The following is a 16869-nucleotide window of genomic DNA, read 5'->3' as shown; positions in this document are numbered from 1 at the left end:
TGGGCCATCCGGTGACAGTCCAGACTACCCTAACTTCCGGCGGTCAACTCTTCCAGACGCGGCTGACGACGCGCAGCGTTTCATCCGCTTGTGTGACAATCGTGAGCGCCCCATTCTCTTCCCCCCAGATGACGTCGCCGTCCAATTGAACCTCGATCGCGACGCGCAGGGTGACATTCTCTGGCGTCCAGGCGGCATCGGTGGTCACGACCGCATAAATTTCATCCCCAGCCGCAAAGCGCGTTTCGCCGGCAGGCCGCCGGGTGATGCTGCGTGTCTCCCCCGTTGTCAGCGCGGCAGACACGCCCACGGATGTACCGGAGCTGCCGGCACTGCCGGGATTGTGCCGCGCTGCCACGGTGCAGTTGCCCGCCAGCGCCGCTTGATCTGCCAAGACCACAATGCCGGTAATCGACCCGGACCGCGGCGCAAGCCAGCGTGGCCCCTCCAACGCCGTAACCGGCATGGCAGAGGCGGTATCAGAACGGGACCAAGGGCCAGCCGTCATCCTCTGGGCCAAGCAATCTTCGATTCTGATGGCAGGGCTGGCGTTCTTGCGCGCGACCAAGGCGCGACCCATGACAAGGTTGGAATCGGTCTTCAGCGCCAGTTCAACCATGCTGTTCCCATGCAACTGACCTGCGGAAAGTACGGTCGCCGGAATACCGGCCTGTGTGTCGATGAACGCCTCGGAAAACGGGGTGGAGACAGCCACACCCGCATCAGGATCAGTCGCCTGCGCAAATCCGCCAGTCCAACTGATGTTCTCAAGATAGGGGGCTGCGGTCGCGGTCAGGAAAAGCGGGCCAGTGCGGAAGACAACAGAGTGTGCAGCAGAGCCTACATTGGCTTTTTCCACCCCGACATTCCGAATGACAGTCCCGCGTGCGTAGTTGTCGTTCCACCAGATCAGCGAACCGCCATCATTGCCGACATTTCCGCGCAGCCCGTCAATTTCGCTGTCATAAAGGCTTGCCCCATCGACATGGATTGCCAGCCCGTCTTTCGCCTCATCAAAGGCACCTGCAGACAGAAGGTTGGCGATCTTTGTGCGGGCAAAGGACTTCCCCGATACCGATGCATCCACATCATCGATCACAAGCTGATCCAGCCACGCGGTTCCGTCATTGTGGCGCAGTTTTTTGACACTGGTGTTGTAGTAGAAGGCCCCGAACTGGCCCGCCGGGTCGTCACTGAGCGCGCCAAGGTAATTGTCCGCGTCTGCCGGTGCGCCCTGTTCCGTCAATGCCGCCGCCCATGCTTGAAGACGACCCTGAAACCCAAGGATGTGGCCCAGTTTGCGCCCCTCCAAGGTGCGCGCACCACCGAAACCGTTGTTCTCCGACCATGTGCGCCAGTTCTGAAGCAATATGCCAAAACAGCCAGAGGGGCCGATCAGGGCTTCCGGTGCGAACAACGATCCACGCACGTCGCGCCCCCGGATCAGCCAGTTCGTGTCTGCGTGCGCCTGCCATACACCGCCGTTGATTTCGTACCGCGCCCGGCTGCTGGAACGCCCTTCCAATGGCAGAATACCCGCGCCGTTGCCGCTGTGGATCAAATATGCGCCAGACAGATCGAACGTGACGCTGTCTTCTTGCACATCCGGGCCGGAGAACTGGCTAAGCCCATCCAGCTGATCCAGAAGGTAACGCCCTCTGGCATGGATATGGGCTGGCCCTTGGGCCGTGGCCCGCGCGACCGCGCGCAGCATGGCGTTCCATGCTGCGGTATCATTCGACACCCCGTCGCCCGCCGCACCGAAGGCTTCAGGGCAGAATTGATCCCGCCCGGTCAGCGCCAGATTGACACCGCCCGTCGTGACGATATCGGCGGCAAGCGCGTTTTCATCGGCAACGGTGTAGCTGAACCCACCATGGATGACGCGCAGCACGTTGCCGGCTGCAACGGTCTGTGTGCTGCCGTTATAAGCCAGCGCATTGTCGAGCCGGAGCGCGTTGGGCGTTGCGAACTCTCGTGCCGGGCCGCGAACGCTGATGGCCACGTCTTGGTGCAGCACCCGCCCTTGCGCGCTGCGCAGGATCAGGCGGTACTCCCCATTTTGCACGTAAAGCGCCGGAAAGGTGCCAGAGGCATCCGCGATCACCGGATTTGCCTGCATCTCGGTCAGGTGCGAATCCTGAAACAGGGGGCTGAGCGTTTCGGAATCGGCGGACAAGACGTAAAGCCGCGCATTCGCCGGGATATTTGCCGGAAACGCTGTGGGGGACGGGATCTGTTGAAGGTCGAGAAGTGCCATGTCGCGCAGTCCTTGCTGAAGCCAAGGATGCACGGCGCGGCGCGACAGCCTGAAAAAGCTGCGCCAAGACCCGGCATCCGCCGGGCACTGTCATGTCTTGGGGTTAAAACTGGCTGCCCGCAGCGCACGCAGCTTTTGCGTTTATTTTCCGGTCCACGCGAACAGAACGGTCACGGTCAGGAACAGAACCCGCATATCCATCCAGAACGACCGCTGCGCCAGGTAATCCATGTCGAGCAGCACACGTTCCTGATAGGTCACGTCATTGCGGCCAGAGACCTGCCAAAGCCCCGTCACACCCGGCTTCATCGCAAGGTAGCCGTGCTTGTAGGGACCGTATTTCGCAATCTCGGCGGTGACGATCGGGCGGGGGCCGACAAGGCTCATCTCGCCGCGCAGCACATTCCAGATCTGCGGCAGCTCATCGAGGCTCGATTTGCGCAGAAAGTTTCCAAGCCGCGTGACGCGCGGATCATTGGACAGCTTGTGGTCGCGGGCCCATTCAGCGGCAGCGGCAGGGTTGTTGGCAAGGTGGGCTTTCAGAACGGCCTCGGCATTCGGGACCATGGTGCGGATCTTCCAGCAGCGGAACCGATGCCCGTCTTGGCCGACACGCGCATGCCCGAAGAACCCCGGCCCGCCATCAAGCCGGACGATGAACCCGATTATCGCGATTAGCGGAAGAATCAGCGGAAGGATCAGCAGGCTGGCAGTAATGTCGAAAAGGCGTTTTCCGTGGCGCAGATAGAACGGTGCATCCTGTCCGGCCATGCGACCTGCAATGGCTGCTTTGGCTTCGTTTGCTCCGCCTTCGGCGATATGTGCATATTCCACGGTGTGCCCCAATCTTTACCCTGCACGCGGTCGCTGAACCGCCAACAGAGACAGGAGCGCAACCGGATCACTTCTTGATCAGGTTCCACAATCACCATGCGCTTGGGCAAAATGGGGCAATGACGGGGAAAGTTTATGACGCCCTCGCAAAAACCCGTGTTGCGAGGGCGCTTTGCGTCAGTTCAGCGATGCCTGCGCGCCCATCGTGATGAGCGAAGGCGTAATCTGCGAAACCACGCGATTCCACCGGGTGACGCGCTGTTCGGCAACGAAGATCACGTCATTGGGGCGCAATTCGAACCGGGTCGCCAAAGTCAGATTGGCGACGTTGCGTGCATCAAGCTGCCAGGCCGTTACGGCGCTGGGGTTGGCGGGCGTGGCGGCCGACCGCAGAACATAGATTTCGCGCACATTGCCGGTCCGCGTCGGAATACCTCCGGCGGCCTCATAAAGCGCATCTGCCAGCGTGGCGCGCTTGTCGAAGGGCAGGGGATAGCGGGTCTGCGTTTTGACTTCACCGGTTAGGTAAACATAGTCGCGATCCACGGAATCCAGTTCGATCCTTGTGGCGTAAGCCTCGCGCGCTTCGGACAGGGCATAGCGGCGGATCTGAAATTCTGTCTCAAGCTGCTTGAGCGCCACCATCCGCGCTTCCTGCTGCAAACGGGAGCGTTGAATGCGCTGTTCGAAATAGGCGTGCGCCAGGTTCAGATCATAGGTGGTGTCGACGAACACGCTATCGCCATCCACCAAGCGGATGCGGGGCAGCGCTTGACGGGCATACAGATCAGAGACCGGCAGTTGATAAAGCGTCCCATCGCGGTAAATCCGAACCGTGGCATCGTCCTTATCCGCCGCCGTGACCCCGCCAGCCGCAGCGAGAACCTCATCAAGATACAAGGGCGTCAACGTGACCGGGATGACGGACGGGTTTCCAACCGCGCCGCCAACAGAGACCCGCTGCGAATTGAACTCCGCGATTTCGACGCTGAAAGCAGGATCGATATTGTTGGACACAAGCCGCTGAAACAGCGTGGCTTCGACCTCTTCCAAGGTCATGCCGCTGACTTGGACCCGGCCGACATTGGGGATCGCGATCGCGCCATCGTCCTGCACCGTGTATCCTTGCCGCCGATTTGACGCGGCCAGCAGCCCTGTCAGTTGTTCAACGGTGGAACCGCCGCGTGGCGTGGCAAGGATCAGCACATCGCCGACGCCGACCCGGTAGGGGCCGGGATTTGCCGCCGGCGGCAGCCGCGTTTCGATGGGCGCGCCGCGTCTATGCGCAGGCTGCACCGTGTCCGGCACAGTTCCGGTCGCTTGCGCAGAGCCGCTTGATCCGGGTGTCTGGAAGAAGGCCTGGGGAAGTGCCTTGGGTACAAACGCCGATTGGTTCGCCCGCACAAGGTTTTCGCCGGTGATCGGAATGACTTCCACGTGGTCCTTGTTCGGGCCTGTTTTCGCAACGCGCGGCGAAACGTAAGACGTGCTGCACGCCGATAGCCCAAGAAGCGCCACGATCCATAAGATACGCAACATATACTGCCCTCTCAATTCGCCCATATCCAGCGCATTGCGCGTGGTGCCTGCGGGCGTTCCGACATGACGAGGTCTGGTTTTTATGCCTCATCACTTGCGCCGGTTCTGTCGTTATTGGGTGGGTCCAGCCCACCTTTTTGTTTTGTACTGCGTCGTTCTGCGGGGGGCGAAATATTGCATTTTCGTCCACACCCACCAAATTTCGGATACAGCAGACGAACTTATCAAACAACGAACAAGGGCTTATTGTGGCAACTGCGTCCCAGTCTGTTGCAAATAGTGAACGCTCCTGATCCCACAACCGGGCGTGGACTTGCCCTGAAATCGAACCCGGCTTGGCATGTCCGGAAATACAGATTAGGGCCGTATTATGCAGCTTTTATCCCGCCTTCTCGGCCGTTCCGCCGAATTTTCCGCGCCCCTGTCGCCGGACAAGCCTTTCTATGTTGTGGGCGATGTGCATGGCCGCTCCGACCTTCTCGAAGCGTTGCTGTCGGGCCTGCCCGAACGCGCTGATCGGGTGGTTCTTGTCGGTGACTACATCGATCGCGGCGACGATAGCGTGGGCGTGTTGCAATATCTGTGGACGCTGCAACACCATCTGGGACCAGAGAAAGTCGTGTGCCTGAAAGGCAATCACGAAGACATGTTGCTGCGGTTTATCGACGACCCCGCCCGGCACGCGAATTGGCTGCGCACAGGCGGGATGCAAACGCTTGCGAGCTTCGGCTTGAATGTCCTCAGGTCAGAGCCTGATATCGGCGAGTTGATCGACCTTGCCAACACTTTGCGAAATACGATGGGGCCGGAATTGGTGTCGTGGATGCGGGCGCTTCCGACCCGCTGGCAATCCGGCAATGTCGCAGTGGTACATGCGGGCGCCGATCCCCAGCGGCCCATTGCGGCGCAGGATGACCACACATGCATGTGGGGCCACGAGAATTTCATGCAGATGCAGCGATCAGACGGTGTCTGGGTTGTGCATGGTCATACCATTGTCGAAACGCCCATGGCGCAGAATGGCGTGATTTCGGTGGATACGGGCGCGTTCTCGTCCGGGAAGCTGACAGCGGCGCTGATCGCTCAGTCCGGGGTGGAGTTTCTGTCCACCTGACCGGCTCAGCTTTGCTGCGTCGAATAGGTCAGATGCGGGCCGAAGATCACGTTTGCATGTTCCGTCAGGTAAATCCGCAGCCACGGCGTGAACCGTTGCGGGTGACGCTGCACTTCCGCCAGAAGATCGTGGTAGTCGATCCAGCGCACATCAAGAACCTCGTCCGCGTTCGGCGTGATCTTCATCCCCGGGCGCGCTTCGGCAAGGAACACATCGACCAGCTCGTGTTCGACCATGCCGTTTCCGACATCCGCGCGGTATTCCAGCTGGTGCCGGTGTTCGGTGAGCAGGCCAGTGATCCCGAGTTCTTCGTTCAGACGCCGCGCGGCGCAGGCAGAGGCCGTCTCATTCCAAAGCGGATGCGTACAGCAGGTATTCGTCCACAGACCGGGGGTGTGATATTTGCTCATCGCGCGCTGCTGCATCAGGACTTCGCGCCCACGCAGCACAAAGACGGACACCGCCTTATGCTTCAGCCCACGCTCATGGGCTTCAAGTTTTTCAACGGGAACAAGCGTACCGTCTACCCAAGCAGGAATCATGATCGTCATGTATCTGGTTCCAAAACTGCGTCTATTCACGCCAAGACAGTGACAATGGATGACACCGCAGCGGCGCTTTACGTCAGTCGAATGTAGGAGCAAAGTTCCGTTTTGCATCCCGACACGACATTCAAACGCCATGGCTGCCTTCAGTGCGCGACTTTTTGCACATTATCATAGCTGCCACCGCAGGTCGCCGCGCATGCTGTCGCAGTTCCGGAAAATTCACTTAGACGGGAAATCAGCCGATTTTCGGCGTGGCATAACGGCACAACAGTCGCATTGACGCCCGGATCAGGTTGACTCTCGTCAAACTTCGCTACGATTTGAGGTGACGGAAGCAAGGGAGATCCCCATGATACGCACTCTTACAATTCTTGCCGCACTTTCTTTCACCGCGCCTGCCTTTGCGGATGGCCATGCGTCCGGCGATGCCGACGCAGGTGAAAAAGCGTTCAAGAAGTGCAAGTCCTGCCACATGATCGAAACCGACGCAGGTGAAACGATCGTGAAGGGTGGCAAGACCGGCCCCAACCTTTATGGCCTCTTTGGTCGCCAGCCCGGCAGCGTCGAGGGATATCGATATGGCGATGACCTCGTAAAAGCGGGCGAGACAATCGAAGGCGGTTGGACGGAAGCTGAATTCATCAGCTATGTCGCCGATCCCAAAGGGTGGCTGAACGACAAGCTTGGCGGCGGCGCCAAGTCGAAAATGTCTTTCCGCCTGAAGAAAGAAGAAGAAGCGGCTGACGTGTGGGCCTTTATCGTGTCCCACGGTCCGGCACCGGAATAACGTCCAGCCATTGAACGCATGAGAAGAGCCGCGACCCTCTGGCCGCGGCTCTTTGCGTTGGTCAGGCGGTCTGTACGAAGTGCATGATCTTGTCGGCCACTTCATTCGGCGCGTCCCAGACAATCGAATGCCCTGCCGTCGCGATCTCGGATTGGGTCAGGTTGGGAATGGCGCGAAACGCGTCCCGCGCGGCGTCATTCGGAATGATCAGGTCTTCACCTGCGAAGACGGTCTGCACCGGGCAAGCGATATCGCCTATCTTTGAACGCGGACGGAACCCCCGCAGCGCTTCGATCTGCAAGGCCATGGCATCCGCGCTTTGCGCATGGGGATACGCCAGGGCGGCACCAAGGGCCGTTTCCACATTCTCCGGGGTCTCGAAAAACGCGGGCCCGAAAATCCATGGATACAAAGCACGCAACCAGGCTTCTTCGCCCCCCGGGCCACAGCGTCGGACCGCAAGAAGGCTTTCAAACATCGCCAGCCCGCGCGGGATACGAACGGGACCGGAGGCAAGGATCGACAGGCTGGCCACCTTGTCCGGATGCAGTCCGGCGATTTCCATCCCCATCAGCCCGCCCATCGAATGTCCCGCGATATGCACCTTGTCATGCCCAAGATGGTCCAGCAGCGCAATCGCATCGTCGACCATATGTGCAACCGTCACTGGCGCGTCCCACGGCGTGCTGCGGCCCGTCGTTCTATTATCCGGTCGAATGACAGTGAAATGAGGCTCTAACAACGGCAATAACGGCGCCCAAGTTGCGCTATCCGACAACATGCCTGCCAGCAGAAGCAGCGGCGGGCCGTCGCCGCCGATTTCGTAATGCAGGGAAAGATCCGGGCGGACGAGATCAGGCATTCAACTGGCTCCATGTGGGCAAAAGATCATCGGGTTCGGGATGCGCCAGATACACGCCACGGGCAATCGCCCGAGACAGGCAAACGGCGGCCGCATGTCCGATCATCGCCAAATCCCGTTCGGGATGGGTCATCGGCTTGGCATCGGTGGACACGGCAAACACCAGATCACCGTCACCGGGAGAATGGGCAGGCACACAGGCACGGGCGATACCGTCATGCGCCATCGTCGCGACCCTTTGGCATTGTGCTTTGCTCAAGATCGCGTTGGTGGCGACGATGGCGATGGTCGTATTGGCCCGTTCCAGCATTGCCGTCGATTTGCGACTTTCGAACGCTGTCCCAAGGCCAGCGGCGGGATCAGGCCCTAACCGGCCATATTCCCCGTCGATCTCATAGGGCGCGGCCCAAAAGTGACGGTCCCCCGGCGTTGTAACCGCGCCCATCGGGTTTGCCGCCACCAGCGCGCCGACGACCGTGCCGTCGGGAAATTCCAATGAGGCGGACCCAAGCCCGCCCTTCATCATCGCCGTCATCGCACCGGTTCCGGCGCCAACCGAGCCTAGCGCAAACGCCTCCTCCGCCGAGTCATAGGCCGCTCGTCCGAGCGCGCGATAGGGGTTCTCCTCCCATGCTTTGTCGCCACCTGAGAGCAGGTCAAAGATGATCGCACCGGGAACGATGGGGATAATCGCCGGGCCAATCTTGAACCCCCGTCCAGAGGCCCGCAGCGCATCAGCGACCCCTGAACACGCATCAAGCCCGTAAGCGGAACCGCCTGACAGGACCAACGCATCCACCTGCGCGACGGACTTGTCCGGCGCTAGCAGATCGGTTTCACGCGTACCCGGCGCGCCGCCCATCACGCTGACAGACGTGGTCATGGGTTTGTCCGAAACAAGCACCGTACTGCCGGATTTAAGGGTCTGATCCGTGGCATTCCCAACCAGAATTCCGGGAACATCCGTGATCAGGTTCCGCTTGCCGGGCGTCATATGCAGCGCCCGCCGTCAACTTCCATCGCGACACCCGTCACCATGCTGGCCTCGTCCGAACACAGGAAACACGCGGCGTTGCCCATATCCTGCGGCGTCGAAAAGCGACCCAGCGGAATGGTGGACACGAATTTGGATCGCATCTCTGGCGTGTCCTCGCCCATGAAGCTTTTCAACAAGGGCGTCTCGCCAGCGACGGGGTTCAGCGCGTTGACTCGGATTCCTTCCGGCGCCAGTTCGACGGCCATCGTGCGGGTTGCCGTGATCATCCAACCCTTCGACGCATTGTACCAGTTGAGCCGCGGGCGCGGCGACACGCCGGCGGTTGATGCAATGTTGAGAATGCAGCCCTGTCCCCGATCTTTGAAGTGCGGAACAATGGAGCGGGCGGTCAGATAAACGGACTTCATATTGACGTTGAAGACCCGGTCGAAATCCTCTTCGCTTACCTCTTCCAATGGCTGCGGCAGATGGGTCACGCCGGCATTGTTCACCAGAATGTCGAGATGCCCGAACGTGTTCAAAGCGGTGTCCACCATCGCCTGAACCGAACCTCCATCTGCAACATCGACCGCGCAAGCGACACCGCCGATATCTTCGGCCACGCGCGCCGCGCCAACTTCGTTTATATCGGCAACCAGAACCCGTGCACCTTCCGCCGCAAACTTGCGAACGATGCCTTCTCCAAATCCCTGAGCGCCGCCAGTGACGATCGCTGTTTTTCCATGAAGCCTCATATTACCTCCGATTAGAGCCTTATCCGTGCCGTGCCGCGACGGTTTTGAGCGTCGAGAAACCGTACAGCGCCTCGAACCCTTTTTCCCGCCCATGTCCGGATTTCCCGACGCCGCCGAAGGGAAGTTCGACGCCGCCTCCGGCGCCATAATTGTTGATGAAAACCTGACCGGACCGCAGCCCCCGTGCAAGTCGCATCTGCCGTGCCCCGTCGCGCGTCCAGATCGACGCGACCAGACCGTAATCCGTGGAATTTGCGATGCGCAGCGCGTCTTCTTCGGTCTCGAACGGAATGATGACCTGCACCGGTCCGAAAATCTCGTCGCGGGCAAGGCTGTGATCGGGCGGAACATCCGCAAACAGTGTTGGCAAAACATAGGCTCCCGAGTCAGGCGCGTCGCTCAATCTTCCCTGGGCGAGCTTTTTCAGATCCGCACCCCGGTCGAGAAACTCGGAAACGATTGCTTTCTGCCGTTGAGAGATCAGCGGCCCGATCCGCAGATCGTTCAACGCGGGACCGACCGTCAGCGCGCCGTATTCAGCGGCCATGCGATCGCAGACTTCCTTATAGACACTGCTTTGCACCAGAATCCGCGATGAGGCAGAGCAAGTCTGCCCGGCATTCTGGACCCCGGCGTTCACGAGAAATGGCAGCGCGTCATCCAAATCGGCGTCCTCGAAGACAAGCTGCGGTGACTTGCCACCAAGCTCCAGCGTGACGGGCACCACGTTCTTGCCCGCAGCCTGCTGTACCAGCGCACCGGTCCGGACCGATCCAGTGAAACTTATGTGATGCACGCCGGGATGCGCCGACAGAGCCGCGCCAGCCTCCGCCCCCAGTCCCGGCACGACATTCAGTGCGCCATCCGGCAGTCCGGCCTCCTGCGCGATATGCGCAAAGGCAAGGGCAGTCAGGCAGGCTTCTTCCGCTGGTTTCAGCACGCAGGCATTGCCCATCGCCAAAGCGGCCCCGACAGACCGGCCAATGATCTGCATCGGGTAGTTCCACGGAACGATATGGCCCGTCACCCCATGCGCCTCGCGCAAGGTGTAGACGGTGTAACCGTCAAGATAGGGAATGGTTTCGCCCATGATCTTGTCTGCCGCACCCCCGTAGAATTCCATGTACCGGGCCAGCGCCACAGCGTCGGCGCGCGCCTGAGACAATGGTTTGCCGACATCCATCGCTTCGAGCACGGCAAGGTCATCGACCCGCTCAAGCACGCGCCGACCGATCTCCGTAAGAATGCGCCCGCGTTCCGTCGCTGACATACGGCAGCAGTCGCCGGCTCTGGCGTTATGTGCGGCTGCGACGGCCTTGTCGATTTCAACATCAGTGCCGCGCGCGATCTGGGCCAGAGCAGACCCATCAGACGGGTTCGTAAGCGGCAATACCTCCTGCGTAGAGACCCAGTTTCCGCCGATCAGGCAGGTTTTCGGATCGAACCAAAGGGGGTCAGACATGGGCGGTCTCCTGCGTCAGATCGGGCAAGACAGGTGCGGCCGCGATCAGGGATTGTGTGTAAGGGTGTTGCGGGTTGGCAAAGACGTCCTGCGACGCGCCTTGCTCCACGATCTCGCCCGCGCGCATGATCAGCACACGATCAGTGACAGAGCGGACGACGCTCAGATCGTGCGAGATGAAGAGATAGGCCAGACCGTAATCGGCGCAAAGATGGGCGAGCAAATCAAGGATTTGCGCACGCACGGACACGTCAAGCGCTGACACGGCCTCATCGAACAGGATCAATTGCGGGCGTATGATCAGCGCACGCGCAATCGCGATCCTTTGGCGCTGACCGCCGGAAAACTGGTGCGGGTACTTTCGCGCGTCATCAGGCGACAAGCCCACGGCTGTAAGAGTTTGCGCGACCAGGTCACTGCGTTCGCTGCCTTCGGGCGGGGTGTCCAGCAGGTGAAGCGGCTCGGTGATCAAGCGGTCCACCCGGTGGCGCGGATTGAAGCTGCCGAAAGGATCTTGGAACACCACCTGCATCTGCCGGCGGGTGCCCGGATGGTCCGCATCCACGGGCGCGCCGTCCAGTCGGATACTGCCGCCTTGTATCGGCTCCAATCCCAGTATTGCCTTTGTCAGGGTCGATTTTCCGCATCCGGACTCGCCCACCAAGCCAACACGTTCGCCATGGTCGATCTTGAAACTCACACCCTTCACGGCGCGATAGCTTTCCCGGGCTGCGAAAAGCGAACGGCGCGGCAAGTCGTAATCGCGAACAACATCCTTCAACTCAAGCAGCGGGGCCGAATCTTGCGGCGCGGGCATGTCCACCTGGTGGCGCGACGCTTCGAACAGCATCTTGGTGTAGGGATGCTGCATGTCGCGCAAAAGCGCCTGCGTCTGCCCTTGTTCGACGATTTCCCCATGGCGCATGACAACGATCCGGTCGGCCATATCGGCCACCACGGCAAGGTCATGGGTGATCATCAAAAGGCCCATACCGAAATCCGATACAAGGTCTTTCAGCAGGTCGAGGATTTGCGCTTGCGTCGTGACATCCAGCGCCGTTGTCGGCTCGTCCGCGATCAGCAGCTTGGGCCGCAGTGCGATGGCCATGGCGATGACGACGCGCTGACGTTGGCCACCGGAAAGCTCATGCGGATAGCGTGACAGGGGGAAGCGGTCGGCAGGCAATCCGACCCTTTCCAACACCTCGGCAGCGCGCGCCTTTGCCTCTGCCAGCGAGGCACCGGTATGGACGCGGATTGTCTCCGACACCTGCGCGCCAATCGTCTGGACCGGATTCAGGGCCGTCATCGGCTCTTGGAATACCATGCCGACCGTTTGACCACGCCTGTCACACAGCGCGTTTTCGGGCATCGTGACCATGTCCTCGCCGTCCAGAACGACCTCGCCCGTTTGACGCGCGGATTTGGGAAGCAGTTGGATAACGCTCATCGCGGTCATGGATTTACCGGACCCGCTTTCACCGGTGACGGCGACGATCTCTCCCTCTGCGATGTCGAAGGACACCGACTTCAGGATCGGGGTATCGTCAATGGTGATAGACAAATCGCGGATCGACAGAAGGCTCATGCGCGCGAAACCCTCAATTTAGGGTCCAGGTAATCCCGCAACCCGTCGCCCATCAGGTTCAGACCCAGCACGGTAAGGATGATCGCCACGCCGGGCATCAAGGCGATATGCGGCGCAATGGCGACCAGCGTTTGGGCATCTGCCAACATGCGCCCCCAGCTTGGGGTCGGCGGCTGCGCGCCCAGCCCGACATAGCTCAGCCCGGCTTCGGCCAGAATACCAAGGCTGAACTGAATGGTGCCTTGAACGATCAGCAGGTTGAGGATGTTCGGCAGGATATGCTCCTGACTTATCCGGACCGGACCTTTCCCGGCCACGCGTGCGGCAAGGATGAACTCGCGCTCCCAAATGGGAAGCGCGGCGCCCCGCGCCACACGGGCAAAGACCGGGATATTGAAAATCCCGATGGCCAGAATCGCGTTCGTCGCACCGGCGCCCATGATCGACGTGATCAGGATCGCGATCACCAAGGACGGGAACGCGAAAATGAGGTCATTGGTGCGCATGATGATCTCATCCGCCCAGCCACCTTTGCGCGCCGCGGCCCACAGTCCCAATGGCACGCCGATGCACATTCCAATCCCGACAGAGACAAGCGCAACCGCAAGCGAGGTACGCGCACCCACCATGAGCATGCTGAGAATATCGCGTCCGAAGTGGTCCGTTCCCAGCCAATGCGCCTTGTTAGGGCCTTGTAGACGCGATGGGATGTCGAGCGCCGTGTGGTCATAAGGTGTCCACAGGAACGAAATGAGCGCCGCGAACAGGAACACGCAGGACAGCGCCGCACCAAGATAGAGCGAATGCTTCATGTGCGCAGCCTCAAGCGTGGATCGACAGCGGCATAGGCCAGATCGACGATGAAATTCACCATGATCACCGCAAAGACCAGCAGCATCACAACGCTTTCAACAACGATCAAGTCGCGGGCGGAAATCGATTGGAAAATCAGCCGCCCCAACCCGGGAAGGTAGAAAACCTGTTCAATAATAATGCCCCCTGCGATGAGGAACGCGAATTGCAGGCCGAGGATCGTCAGGACCGGGATCAGCGCGTTCCGCAGCCCGTGCCGCCACAGCGCCTGCCGTTCTGTCAGGCCTTTGGCGCGGGCGCTGCGCATGAAATCCTCGCCCAGCACATCCAGCAAGGCGGATCGCATGACGCGGGCCAGAATCGCGGCTTGGGGCAAGGCCAGTGCGACTGCGGGAAGGGTCAGTGACTTCAGCCCGGCGAACAGGCCTTGATCCCATCCGGCGAACCCGCCAGCACTGAACCAGCCAAGATTGATCGCAAAGACGAGAACCAGCATCATCGCGAACCAGAAATTCGGAATTGCAACGCCAAGCTGCGTCGCACCCATCACGGCGATATCGCCCGCCTGCCCTCGGCGCGCGGCGGCGAAAATCCCAGCGGGCAGGGCGATAACCGTCGACAGAACAAGCGCGAACAGCGCAAGCGGCAGCGACACCCAAAGCCGGTCCGCCACCATTTGCGCGACGGGGGTGCGGTATTGGTACGATGTTCCGAAATCGCCGGTGACCATCCCGCCGATCCAATTGAGATAGCGCTGCCACTTCGGCACATCCAGCCCCAGCTCCGCCTGCAACGCGGCCAAGGTATCGGGCCGTGCGTTCACGCCCAGCATGAAGGACGCGGGGTCGCCCGGCGCGATTTCGATCAGCAGAAAAATCACGACGCTTGCGGCCAGCAGACTGACGATAAGGGACAGAAGTCGTTTGAGAGTGTAGCGCAACATTGCGCACACGTTAGGCACGGTCTGCGGCAGGGTCCAGAGGGCTTGTGTTGTTCGTCGCTTGGCCTAGCTTTGCCGCATGACATTTGACCTCGACAGTGCTGCGCCCGTGTTTATCGGGCACGAAATTTACCGGCATTCCTCCTACGGTCACATGCACCCGTTGCGGATACCCCGTGTCAGTACCGTGATGGACCTGTCTCGCGCGCTGGGCTGGCTGGGGCCTGCCAATTTCCGCACCGCGCCGCGTGCCAAGCCAGAAGCACTTACTCATTGGCACAGCGCCGATTATCTTCAGGCGCTGCAAATCGCGGAACGTGACGGCGCGGTTTCGGATCGGACGCGCGAACGTCATCAGATCGGCACCCATACCAACCCGGTCTTCCCCGAGATATGGCGGCGTCCCGCAACCACGGCCGGGGGATCGCTGCTGGCGGGAGAACTGGTCTCGCAAGGGCGCTACGTTTATCACCCGGCCGGTGGGACGCATCATGCCTTCCCTGACCGCGCCGGTGGGTTCTGTTATCTCAATGACCCGGTGCTCGCGATGCTGTCCTTGCGCCGCAACGGATTGCGGCGGTTGGCCTATATCGACATCGACGCGCATCATCCGGACGGGGTCGAACATGGGTTCGGCAATGATCCCGACTGTTTGATGATCTCGGTACACGAGGCGCGCCGATGGCCTTTTACCGGCCAGATCACGGATCGTGGCGTCGGGAACGTATATAACCTTCCGCTTCCGCGTGGGCTGAATGACAGCGAAATGGCCCTTGTTAGAGACGACTTGATGCTCCCCCTCGTTCAAGCGTGGCAGCCAGATGCGATCATCCTGCAATGCGGTGCGGATGCGGTCGAAGAAGATCCGCTATCCCGGCTGTCCCTGTCGAACAACGCGCATTGGGCGATCTTGGCGCAATTGATGAGCCTTGCCCCGCGCCTGCTTGTCTTGGGCGGCGGCGGCTACAATCCGTGGTCGGTTGGCCGCCTTTGGACCGGCATTTGGGGGGTACTTAACCGGCAGGATATACCCGATCGTCTGCCCGCCGAGGCCGAGGGCGTGTTAAGGGCGCTGACATTTCCGGGAAATTCACGCGGACGAAACCCGCCTGATCACTGGTTTACCACGCTGCGCGATGCGCCCCGCCACGGCCCCGTGCGAGAAGAGGTTCGCGGCGCAGTCCAGGCGCTACAAGCCCGGAAAATGGCGTGGGCCTAGGCCGCAGGTCACAGCACGCGAAACATCAAAAACCCGGCGGCTGCGCCTTGATTCCAAGGTACAGCATTCCGCCGATAAAGATCGCGACGAGCAGAAAGATTGGCCAGTTTTTCATATCTCCACCGAACTACAGATTATCCACCACATGGAAACCCTGCGGGATTTCGTTCTGTTCGTCCAGAACCAAGCGGGCCATGACCTCTGCAATCTTGGGGGCCATACCGAAACCGATCTTGAAACCACCATTGGCAACGAAGTGACCGGGGCGATCGGGCCAAGGCCCGAGCATTGGCGCGCGCGTGCGTGCCCTTGGTCGCAATCCCGCCCAGCGAAGCAGCACGGCAGCGGCGCGCAATTCCGGTACAGCGTCCGTTGCGCGCGCCACAACGTCGTCCAGCAAGGCGTCCGTTCCAGTGGGGTCGTCGAATTCCCTCTCTGTCGTTGAGCCGATGGCGATGGTGCCGTCGAGATGCGGCACGATATGCACCCCGTCGATGAAAAGTTGCGGAAGCTGCGCCCGGTCCAGCTTTAGCAAGGCGGCCTGCCCCTTGATCCCGCGCCCGATTTCTTTGCCCGCTGCGTGGGACAGATCCGCCAATCCGGTTGCGCCGGTTGCCCAGACGGTCGCTGCCGCCGGGCTTTCGGGGGCCGCCTGGACTTTGACACCCCGTGCCGCAAGGGCCGCTGCCAGCGATACACAGGCTCTACGCGGGTGAATATGCGCCGATAGCGTGTCGTGGACGTACTGGCCAGATCCACTCCCGATTTGCCATCCGCTGGCGCTGTCCGTGACGTGCCATTTGGCGGATGTGCCCCAAAGCCGCGCCGCGCCGCGCCCGCGTTCTTCGGCCAAAGCGACCGCTGCCATATCTGCCAAAGGTTGAATACGGCCAGCGCGAATATAGCCAGAGGCCGTCCCGGACACATCCGCCACGTCTGCCCAAAACTCTTCGGCCAGCAACAGGCTTTCCAATTGGAACTGCTTTTTAGGGTTCCAGTTCTCCGGCACATGCGGGGCCAGGGCGCCCACGACACCGCCGGACGATCCGGCTGCGACGCCGTTCGGATCGACCAGTTCCACCTTCGCGCCCGCCTTGACACAGGCCCACGCCACCGACAGTCCAAAAATCCCCGCCCCGCGAACGGATACGTCAACGCTTGCCAAGTTCTTG

At 60.7% G+C, this 16869-nt stretch carries 15 protein-coding genes; 3 read left to right on the top strand and 12 right to left on the bottom strand.

Going from position 1 to position 16869, the window contains the following annotated elements; all coding sequences use genetic code 11:
- Positions 1–43 precede the first annotated feature (43 nt).
- From E4Z66_RS16600 to E4Z66_RS16590, 3 genes are all read right to left on the bottom strand, one after another.
- A complete protein-coding gene (locus E4Z66_RS16600) occupies positions 44–2260 on the bottom strand; it encodes a hypothetical protein (protein WP_136464163.1) in 2217 nt (738 codons plus the stop codon).
- A 141-nt stretch (positions 2261–2401) separates the two neighbouring features.
- Entirely contained in the window at positions 2402–3031 is a 630-nt protein-coding gene (locus E4Z66_RS16595; RefSeq protein ID WP_136464195.1) for a sugar transferase, read from the bottom strand.
- A 240-nt stretch (positions 3032–3271) separates the two neighbouring features.
- Positions 3272–4633 (bottom strand): polysaccharide biosynthesis/export family protein, encoded by a 1362-nt coding sequence (locus E4Z66_RS16590; RefSeq protein WP_211097175.1) that lies wholly within the window; start codon positions 4631–4633, stop codon positions 3272–3274.
- Between the two features lie 370 nt (positions 4634–5003).
- Here E4Z66_RS16590 and E4Z66_RS16585 point away from each other — a divergent pair, with 370 nt between their 5' ends.
- Complete coding sequence (locus tag E4Z66_RS16585) at positions 5004–5747, top strand: metallophosphoesterase family protein (RefSeq protein WP_136464162.1); 744 nt, start codon at positions 5004–5006, stop codon at positions 5745–5747.
- A 5-nt stretch (positions 5748–5752) separates the two neighbouring features.
- On the opposite strand, the gene idi is transcribed toward E4Z66_RS16585, so the two are convergent.
- Positions 5753–6298, bottom strand: a complete 546-nt coding sequence (gene idi / locus E4Z66_RS16580) for an isopentenyl-diphosphate Delta-isomerase (protein WP_136464161.1) — start codon at positions 6296–6298, stop codon at positions 5753–5755.
- 346 nt (positions 6299–6644) lie between these two features.
- Here idi and E4Z66_RS16575 point away from each other — a divergent pair, with 346 nt between their 5' ends.
- Entirely contained in the window at positions 6645–7082 is a 438-nt protein-coding gene (locus E4Z66_RS16575) for a c-type cytochrome (RefSeq protein WP_136464160.1), read from the top strand.
- Between the two features lie 61 nt (positions 7083–7143).
- On the opposite strand, the gene E4Z66_RS16570 is transcribed toward E4Z66_RS16575, so the two are convergent.
- Genes E4Z66_RS16570 through E4Z66_RS16540 form a run of 7 tightly spaced genes read right to left on the bottom strand, consistent with a single transcriptional unit; the run spans position 7144 to position 14481 of the window.
- Entirely contained in the window at positions 7144–7944 is an 801-nt protein-coding gene (locus tag E4Z66_RS16570; RefSeq protein ID WP_136464159.1) for an alpha/beta fold hydrolase, read from the bottom strand.
- A complete protein-coding gene (locus E4Z66_RS16565; protein WP_136464158.1) occupies positions 7937–8938 on the bottom strand; it encodes a P1 family peptidase in 1002 nt (333 codons plus the stop codon). The genes E4Z66_RS16570 and E4Z66_RS16565 overlap by 8 nt, the downstream gene beginning before the upstream one ends.
- Positions 8935–9675 carry an SDR family oxidoreductase gene (locus tag E4Z66_RS16560; protein WP_136464157.1) on the bottom strand — a complete coding sequence of 247 codons (741 nt, stop codon included), beginning with the start codon at positions 9673–9675 and terminating at the stop codon, positions 8935–8937. Before E4Z66_RS16560 ends, E4Z66_RS16565 begins: the two co-directional genes overlap by 4 nt.
- Before the next feature lie 19 nt (positions 9676–9694).
- On the bottom strand, positions 9695–11137 hold the full coding sequence (locus E4Z66_RS16555; RefSeq protein ID WP_136464156.1) for an aldehyde dehydrogenase family protein: 1443 nt from the start codon (positions 11135–11137) through the stop codon (positions 9695–9697).
- Positions 11130–12725 carry an ABC transporter ATP-binding protein gene (locus E4Z66_RS16550; protein WP_136464155.1) on the bottom strand — a complete coding sequence of 532 codons (1596 nt, stop codon included), beginning with the start codon at positions 12723–12725 and terminating at the stop codon, positions 11130–11132. The genes E4Z66_RS16555 and E4Z66_RS16550 overlap by 8 nt, the downstream gene beginning before the upstream one ends.
- On the bottom strand, positions 12722–13537 hold the full coding sequence (locus E4Z66_RS16545) for an ABC transporter permease (protein WP_136464154.1): 816 nt from the start codon (positions 13535–13537) through the stop codon (positions 12722–12724). The genes E4Z66_RS16550 and E4Z66_RS16545 overlap by 4 nt, the downstream gene beginning before the upstream one ends.
- Positions 13534–14481 carry an ABC transporter permease gene (locus E4Z66_RS16540; RefSeq protein ID WP_136464153.1) on the bottom strand — a complete coding sequence of 316 codons (948 nt, stop codon included), beginning with the start codon at positions 14479–14481 and terminating at the stop codon, positions 13534–13536. The genes E4Z66_RS16545 and E4Z66_RS16540 overlap by 4 nt, the downstream gene beginning before the upstream one ends.
- Before the next feature lie 76 nt (positions 14482–14557).
- Between E4Z66_RS16540 and E4Z66_RS16535 the strand changes: the two genes are divergently transcribed.
- Positions 14558–15697, top strand: a complete 1140-nt coding sequence (locus E4Z66_RS16535) for an acetoin utilization protein AcuC (protein WP_136464152.1) — start codon at positions 14558–14560, stop codon at positions 15695–15697.
- 127 nt (positions 15698–15824) lie between these two features.
- Here E4Z66_RS16535 and E4Z66_RS16530 read toward each other — a convergent pair whose 3' ends face one another.
- On the bottom strand, positions 15825–16862 hold the full coding sequence (locus E4Z66_RS16530; RefSeq protein ID WP_136464151.1) for an NAD(P)/FAD-dependent oxidoreductase: 1038 nt from the start codon (positions 16860–16862) through the stop codon (positions 15825–15827).
- Positions 16863–16869: the final 7 nt, after the last annotated feature.

The organism is Aliishimia ponticola (assembly GCF_004803475.1).
In the GTDB taxonomy this organism is placed as follows: domain Bacteria; phylum Pseudomonadota; class Alphaproteobacteria; order Rhodobacterales; family Rhodobacteraceae; genus Aliishimia; species Aliishimia ponticola.
Note: the sequence above shows the minus strand (reverse complement) of the source record. Positions and strands in the feature narration are given on the sequence as shown.